General features: G+C 76.0%; 8 protein-coding genes. 5 read left to right on the plus strand and 3 right to left on the minus strand.

The annotated features are described in order from the left end of the window. Positions 1-34 precede the first annotated feature (34 nt). Entirely contained in the window at positions 35-814 is a 780-nt protein-coding gene (locus N866_RS15150; RefSeq protein WP_034227893.1) for a hypothetical protein, read from the minus strand. Between the two features lie 102 nt (positions 815-916). On the opposite strand from N866_RS15150, the gene N866_RS15155 reads away from it, so the two are divergent. The 4 genes from N866_RS15155 to N866_RS15170 all read left to right on the plus strand — a co-directional run bounded on the left by N866_RS15155 (position 917) and on the right by N866_RS15170 (position 4,581). Beyond that, the gene (locus N866_RS15155) at positions 917-1,702 is read left to right on the plus strand and encodes an ABC transporter ATP-binding protein (RefSeq protein WP_034227900.1); all 786 of its coding nucleotides are present in this window, start codon (positions 917-919) and stop codon (positions 1,700-1,702) included. 119 nt (positions 1,703-1,821) lie between these two features. Further along, positions 1,822-2,325: an NfeD family protein gene (locus tag N866_RS15160; protein ID WP_245612616.1), complete on the plus strand. Its 504-nt coding sequence runs from the start codon at positions 1,822-1,824 to the stop codon at positions 2,323-2,325. Between the two features lie 64 nt (positions 2,326-2,389). Beyond that, a complete protein-coding gene (locus N866_RS15165) occupies positions 2,390-3,604 on the plus strand; it encodes an SPFH domain-containing protein (protein ID WP_081802693.1) in 1,215 nt (404 codons plus the stop codon). Between the two features lie 68 nt (positions 3,605-3,672). Then, complete coding sequence (locus N866_RS15170) at positions 3,673-4,581, plus strand: TrmH family RNA methyltransferase (protein ID WP_034227894.1); 909 nt, start codon at positions 3,673-3,675, stop codon at positions 4,579-4,581. 9 nt (positions 4,582-4,590) lie between these two features. On the opposite strand, the gene N866_RS15175 is transcribed toward N866_RS15170, so the two are convergent. Next, positions 4,591-5,151, minus strand: coding sequence for a YbaK/EbsC family protein (locus N866_RS15175; RefSeq protein WP_052023119.1), 561 nt, complete (start codon positions 5,149-5,151; stop codon positions 4,591-4,593). Continuing rightward, entirely contained in the window at positions 5,148-5,678 is a 531-nt protein-coding gene (locus tag N866_RS15180) for a YbhB/YbcL family Raf kinase inhibitor-like protein (protein ID WP_173406165.1), read from the minus strand. The genes N866_RS15175 and N866_RS15180 overlap by 4 nt, the downstream gene beginning before the upstream one ends. A gap of 410 nt (positions 5,679-6,088) precedes the next feature. Here N866_RS15180 and N866_RS15185 point away from each other — a divergent pair. Then, positions 6,089-6,747: hypothetical protein (locus N866_RS15185; RefSeq protein WP_034227898.1), on the plus strand; the 659-nt coding region annotated here is incomplete at its 3' end.

Below are 6,747 nucleotides of genomic sequence, written 5' to 3' on the forward strand. Positions count from 1 at the left end.
GCCGGTGGATCAGGGCTGAGCCGCCGACGGCGGTTCAGCCGACGGTCACCGCCGACAGCGCGCGGCGGGCCGCGTGGTCGATCTCCCGCAGGGCCGTCGACCGCTGGTCCGCCTGCCACAGGTTGACCGCGCCGCCGTCGTCGCTCGTGGCCAGGGCGACGACGCCGCGCAGCCGTGCCGCCAGCGTCAGCACCCGGACCCGCCGCGGGTCGAGCTCGGCGGGCAGGTGCCACGTGGGCGCGGTGTCGCCCCGGAGCCGCGCGATGGCCGCGGCCGCGTCGGGTCGCCACCGGGCGACGTCGAGCGAGGTGAGCGCCTCGGTGGCCTGCCCCAGCGCGAGGCGCAGCTCCTGCTCCGCCTCCGCCGGGGTGCCGAGGACCCCCAGGAGCACCGTGGACCAGCTGCGGACCCGACGGACGTGCCAGGTCACCAGGTGGCCCGGCTCGAGCGCGCTGCCGAACGCGCGCACGTCCGGCACGGCCGCGAAGGCGCCGTCGGGGGTCTCGACGAGGACGCACTCGCCGGCCGCCAGGGCCGCCGTCGACGCGTCGGCCGGCGCCCCCGCGGGGTCCCCGGGGACGGGCAGGACGGCCGCGGCGGTCCGCGGCCCGGACGCCCAGGTCGCCAGGAGCGCGCCGAGGGTGCCGTCGCCCACCGGGGAGTCGTCGTCCGCGACGACGTCGTGCGGCTCGTCGTCGCCCTGGACGGCGTCCAGCGCACGGCGCAGCGACTCCGCGCCGGCGCCGACGTGGCGCGTCCACAGGGCGAGGTGGACGGAGCGGGGGAGCGTGAGGGGGTCGTCCGGCTCGTGCACGAGGCGACCCTACGGCGCGCGCGGCCCGGGCGCGGGACCGCACCGGTCGCCGTCGGCGGTGCGGCGCGGGGGCGCCGTCGGACCGCGTTAGGGTCGGGCGCTATGAGCGCCGTGCTGGATCTGCAGGACGTCACCGTCCGCCGGGGGACCACGACCATCCTCGACCGGGTGACGTGGCAGGTCCAGGACGGCGAGCGCTGGGTGGTCCTGGGTCCCAACGGCGCCGGCAAGACCACGATGCTGCAGATCGCGTCGGCGCGCATGCACCCGTCCTCGGGCACCGCGACGATCCTCGACGCGCGTCTCGGCGCGGTGGACGTGTTCGAGCTCCGGCCCCGTATCGGCGTCGCGTCCGCCGCGCTCGCGGACCGGATCTCTCCGTCGGAGTCGGTCCTCGACGTCGTCCTCACCGCCGCGTACGGCATGACGGGGCGGTGGCGTGAGCAGTACGAGGCCCTCGACCACGAGCGGGCGCGCACGCTGCTGGAGGTGTTCGGCGTCGGGCGGTTCGCCGACCGCCGCTTCGGCACGCTGAGCGAGGGCGAGCGCAAGCGCGTCCAGATCGCCCGGGCCCTCATGACCGACCCCGAGCTGCTGCTGCTGGACGAGCCGGCGGCCGGTCTGGACCTCGGTGGCCGCGAGGAGCTCGTGGCCGCGCTCGCGGAGCTGGCGCAGGACCGTCGGTCACCCGTGCTGGTGCTCGTGACCCACCACGTCGAGGAGGTGCCGCCGGGCTTCACGCACGCGCTCCTCCTGCGCGACGGGGCCATCCGGACCGCGGGGCCGATCGAGCAGGTCCTCACCGCGGAGCCGCTCAGCGACACGTTCGGGATGGACCTCGAGGTCGGGCGGCACGGCGACCGGTGGAGCGCGCGCCGCGCCGGCTGACACCGCCCGCCGCGCCGGCTGATACCCCGCTGTCGGGTCCCTCCTGCCGGGGACCGTGCCGACTACGATGATCGTGGCGCCGTCGTCCGCGACGGGGCCGTCCGACGCGGAGGGGGCACATGGACCAGATCGAGATCCACTGGGTGTGGTGGGTCGTCGCGGCCGTCGCGCTCGGCGTCCTGGAGATCCTCACGCTGGACCTGGTCCTCCTCATGCTCGCCGCCGGTGCCGTCGCGGCCCTGGTGGCCAGTGCGCTGGGCGGCGACATCGTCGTGCAGGTGCTGACCTTCGCGGTCACCTCCACGGTGATGCTCGTCTTCCTCCGCCCGTACCTCCTGCGGAACCTGCGACGCCGCACGCCGCTCGTCGAGACCAACGCCGCTGCCAACGTGGGCCGGCCGGCGCTGACCCTCTCCGAGGTCACGGAGCGTGGCGGGCTCGTGAAGCTCGCGGGCGAGCAGTGGTCCGCCCGGACCGACGGCGCCCACGTCGTCCTGCCCGCCGGGGCGGACGTCCGGGTGGTCCGGATCGACGGGGCCACGGCCGTGGTCGCCCCGCTGCCCGCGCCGGACGACGCCGCGCCCGACGACGCGCCGCCCGCCCCGCCCGCGTCGGCCCCCTGATCCCCCGGCGGGCCCGTGCCCGTCCTGCCCGCACCACCCGAGCTCGACGACGACCGGAGTGACCATGATCGAGAATCCCACCGTCAGCGCCAACCAGCTCGTCCTGATCCTCGTCCTCGGCCTCGTCGCGCTGTTCGTCGTCGTGACGCTCGTGCGTGCCGTCCGGATCGTGCCGCAGGCGACGGCGCTGCTCATCGAGCGCCTCGGTCGCTACTCCCGGACGCTCGACGCCGGCCTCCACCTGCTCGTGCCCTTCGTCGACCGGGTGCGGGCGAGGGTCGACCTGCGCGAGCAGGTCGTGTCCTTCCCGCCGCAGCCGGTGATCACGTCGGACAACCTCGTGGTGAGCATCGACACGGTCATCTACTTCCAGGTGACGGACCCCAAGTCGGCCGTGTACGAGATCGCCAACTACATCACCGGCATCGAGCAGCTCACCGTGACCACGCTGCGCAACGTCGTCGGGTCCATGGACCTCGAGCAGACGCTGACGAGCCGGGACCAGATCAACGGTCAGCTGCGCGGCGTCCTGGACGAGGCGACCGGACGCTGGGGCGTGCGCGTCAACCGCGTCGAGCTCAAGTCGATCGACCCGCCGCAGTCCATCCAGGGCTCGATGGAGCAGCAGATGCGCGCCGAGCGCGACCGCCGCGCCGCGATCCTCACGGCGGAGGGCGTCAAGCAGTCGCAGATCCTCACGGCCGAGGGTGAGAAGCAGGCGGCGATCCTGCGGGCCGAGGGCTCGGCGCAGGCCGCCGTCCTCAACGCCGAGGGTGAGGCGCGGGCGATCCTGCAGGTCTTCGACGCGATCCACCGCGGTGACGCCGACCCCAAGCTCCTGGCGTACCAGTACCTGCAGATGCTCCCGGAGGTCTCCCGGACGCAGTCGAACAAGGTGTGGTTCATCCCCACCGAGTTCACCGCGGCACTGAGCGCCATCACCAAGGGGTTCGGAGGAGGCGGGGACGGGGACGGACCGGACCTGAGCTCCGGTCGTCCGCCGGGCGTCTCGCCGGTCACGCGGGAGGACCTCGGCCCGTCGGCCCTCGTGGACCCCGCGGAGGCCCTCGCCGAGGCGCGTCGTGAGTCGCAGGCCGCGACGAGCGAGGCGACGACCGTCACGAGGCCGACGGCCCGCGCGGCCACGCGGGCGGCGCAGCCCGCCGACCGGCCGGCGCCGGCGCAGTCCTTCGAGCCGCGTCCGCAGGAGGGGCCGCCCCCGGCGCAGTCCTTCGAGCCGCGTCCGCAGGACGGACCGCCTCCGCCCCCTGCGTCCTGAGCACGGCCTCGAGGGCCGGTCCGCGCACGCGGGCCGGCCCTCGGCGTGCGAGCGGGCATGATGTCGGCGTGCTGACGCCCGAGGTGATCCCGCTCGACGACCCGCACGACCCCCGCCTGGCGGACTACGTGTCCCTCACGGACGTGGCCCTGCGGTCCCGGCACGAGCCGGAGAAAGGCCTGTACATCGCCGAGAGCTCGACGGTGCTGGGCAGGGCGCTCGCGGCGGGGCACCGGCCCCGGTCCGTCCTGGTCTCTCCTCGCTGGCTGCCGGACCTGACCGACATGCTGGCGCGCGCCGTCGTCGGACCGGCGCACGGGGCGGGGGACGGGGTCGCCGGCGACGGGGGGGCCGACGACGGGACCCGCGTGCCCGTCTACGTCGCCGAGCCTGACGTCCTCGAGGCCATCACCGGGTTCCACGTCCACCGCGGTGCGCTGGCCGCGATGCACCGGCCCGCCCTGCGGTCCGTCGAGGACGTCCTCGCCTCGGCCCGCGGCGGTCGCGGCGCCCGGCGGGTGGCCGTGCTCGAGGACGTCGTCGACCACACCAACGTGGGTGCCGCCTTCCGGAGCGCCGCCGCGCTCGGCGTCGACGCCGTCCTCGTGACGCCCCGCTGCGCCGACCCGCTGTACCGCCGGTCGGTACGCGTCTCGATGGGCACGGTCTTCCAGGTGCCGTGGACGCGCGTCGACCCCTGGCCCGAGGGCATCCGGACGCTGCGGGACGCCGGCTTCGTCACGGCGGCGCTGGCGCTCGCGCAGGACGCCCTGAGCCTCGACGAGCTCGCGGACGACCCGCCGGACCGGCTCGCGCTCGTGCTCGGCACCGAGGGCGACGGCCTGCGCCCGTCCACCGTCGCCGGTGCCGACGCCGTCGTGCGGATCCCGATGGCCGGCGGCGTGGACTCGCTCAACGTGGCCGCGGCGGCGGCCGTCGCCTTCTGGGCCACCCGGGTGCGGGACGGCTCCTCGTGAGGCGCTGACCTACCCCAGCGCCAGGGCGTCCACGACCTCCACACCCGGCATCTCGGCGAGCAGCTCGCCGGGCAGCTCGATCTTGGAGTGGCGCACGCCGCTGCCGACGATGACGTCCCCCGCGAGGGGCACCCGCGAGTCGACGAGCACGCGCCAGGGCGCCGGCAGGCCGATCGGCGTGATCCCGCCGTACTCCATGGCCGACTCCTCCACGGCGCGGTCCGTCGCGAGGAACGTCGCCTTGCGGACGTCGAGCAGACGCCGGACGGCGTTGTTGACGTCCGCCCGCGTGGTCGCCAGCACCACGCAGGCGGCGACGCGCTCCTCGCCGCCCCGGCGTCCGGCCACCACGACGCAGTTCGCGGACACGTCCAGCGGCAGGGCGTAGGCCGCGCTGAGGGCGGCGGTGTCGGCCAGCGCAGGGTCGATCTCGGCCACCATCACCTGCTCGGCCACACGCGGGTCGCCCGCTGCCCACGCGTGCAGCGCGGCGGTCGTGGCGGGCGCGAGCAGGTCGGGCCGACCCAGCGCGGGGGACCAGGTGAGGTGGGCGGTCACCTGGCCGGTCATCGCGCGTAGACGGGGGCCAGGGTGGCCCGGGCCAGCGTGTGGAAGAGCGCCTGGAAGGCGACGACGGTCGGGGTCGTCGCGGTGTCCACGTCGAGGCGCTCCACGTCGAGCGCGTGGACCGCGAAGACGTAGCGGTGGGGCTTGTCCCCGGGCGGGGGAGCGGCACCCATGAAGCCGACCTCGCCGCCGTCGTTGCGCGTCTGCACCGCACCGGGCGGCAGGTGGTCGCTGCCGGGCGCGCCGGCGCCGGACGCGAGGCCGGTCGTGGTGACGGGCAGGTTGGCGACCGTCCAGTGCCAGAAGCCCGCGGGGGTCGGGGCGTCGGGGTCGAAGCACGACACCACGAAGCTCCGGGTCTGCTCGGGGAAGCCGGACCAGGCGAGCTGGGGGGAGGTGCTGCCGCCCTCGGCGGTGAAGGCGTGTGCGAGCGGCTCCCCGGCCTGGACGTCCCGGCTGGTCAGGCTGAACGTGGGGACCTGCGGCAGCAGGGAGTAGGGCTCGGGGGCGTCGGGCCGGGTCAGGTCCATGGTTCCTCCGTGTCGGCGTGCAGGTGGCGGGTGCTCGTCCCGGTCCGTGGCCGGCTCCCGCCGGGCGGCCGGCCACGGGCCTGCGGTCATCATGCCCGGCGCCGGGGACACGCACACGCCTCGCCGTCCCGGGAGGGGCGGGGAGGTCCACAGGAGGGCTCCCGGAACGGGCGGGAGGTCGCTCGGGGTGCTGCCGGGGTGCTGCCGGGACGGTGGCGAGGCCGTCCCCACGGCATCCGGGTGAGTCGCCCCGAGACACGCCGTAGCGGTTTGACAGGCAGGCGCCGGGGCCGTGTACTGGAGAAGCAGTTCGAACAGGTGTTCGAACATCGACGACGGCCGGTGCGGGTCGGCGCCCGGCCGGCCGGAGCGGCGCCCGGTCGTCCGCCACCGGCGATCGAGGAGGGGTCATGGCTGCGGGAGCCGCGGGTGCGTCGACGGTGGTGGTCGACCGCGCCGCCGTCGCGCGCTCCGTCCTCCGCCGTGCGGAGGAGCGGACGGGTGCCCGGGCCCTCTCCGTCCCGGCGGTCCTCGCAGCCCCCTCCGTCACGGGGGTCCTCCCGGGCCCGGGCGGTCTCGGTCCGGGTGCGGACGGGGTCGAGCGGTCCGCTCCCGAGGTGGTCGACCCCGAGGCGTCGGCACGGCTGCTGCCGGTGCCCGCGGGTCTCGGCGCGCTCCTGCCCGAGGGGGCCCTGCGCCGGGGCTCGACGGTCGTCGTGGCCGGCTCGACCTCCCTGGTGCTGGGACTGCTCGTGGAGATCTCGCGGTCGGGCGGCTGGATCGCCCTGGTGGGGCTGCCCGACGCCGGGGTCCTCGCCGCGCACCAGCTCGGGCTCACCCTGGACCGGGTCGCCCTGGTCCCCGCCCCCGGCCCCGAGGCCGCGACCGCCGTCGCGGCGCTGCTCGACGGTGTCGACGCCGTCGTGGTCGGGCCCGCGGTGGCCCTGACGGACGCGGACCGGCGTCGGCTCAGCGCCCGGGCGCGCGAACGGTCCGCGGTCCTGCTGCCCACCGCCGCCTGGCCTGGCGCGCACGTCGTCCTCACCGCCGCGCAGTCCCGCTGGGAGGG

Source organism: Actinotalea ferrariae CF5-4 (genome assembly GCF_000603945.1).
In the GTDB taxonomy this organism is placed as follows: domain Bacteria; phylum Actinomycetota; class Actinomycetes; order Actinomycetales; family Cellulomonadaceae; genus Actinotalea; species Actinotalea ferrariae.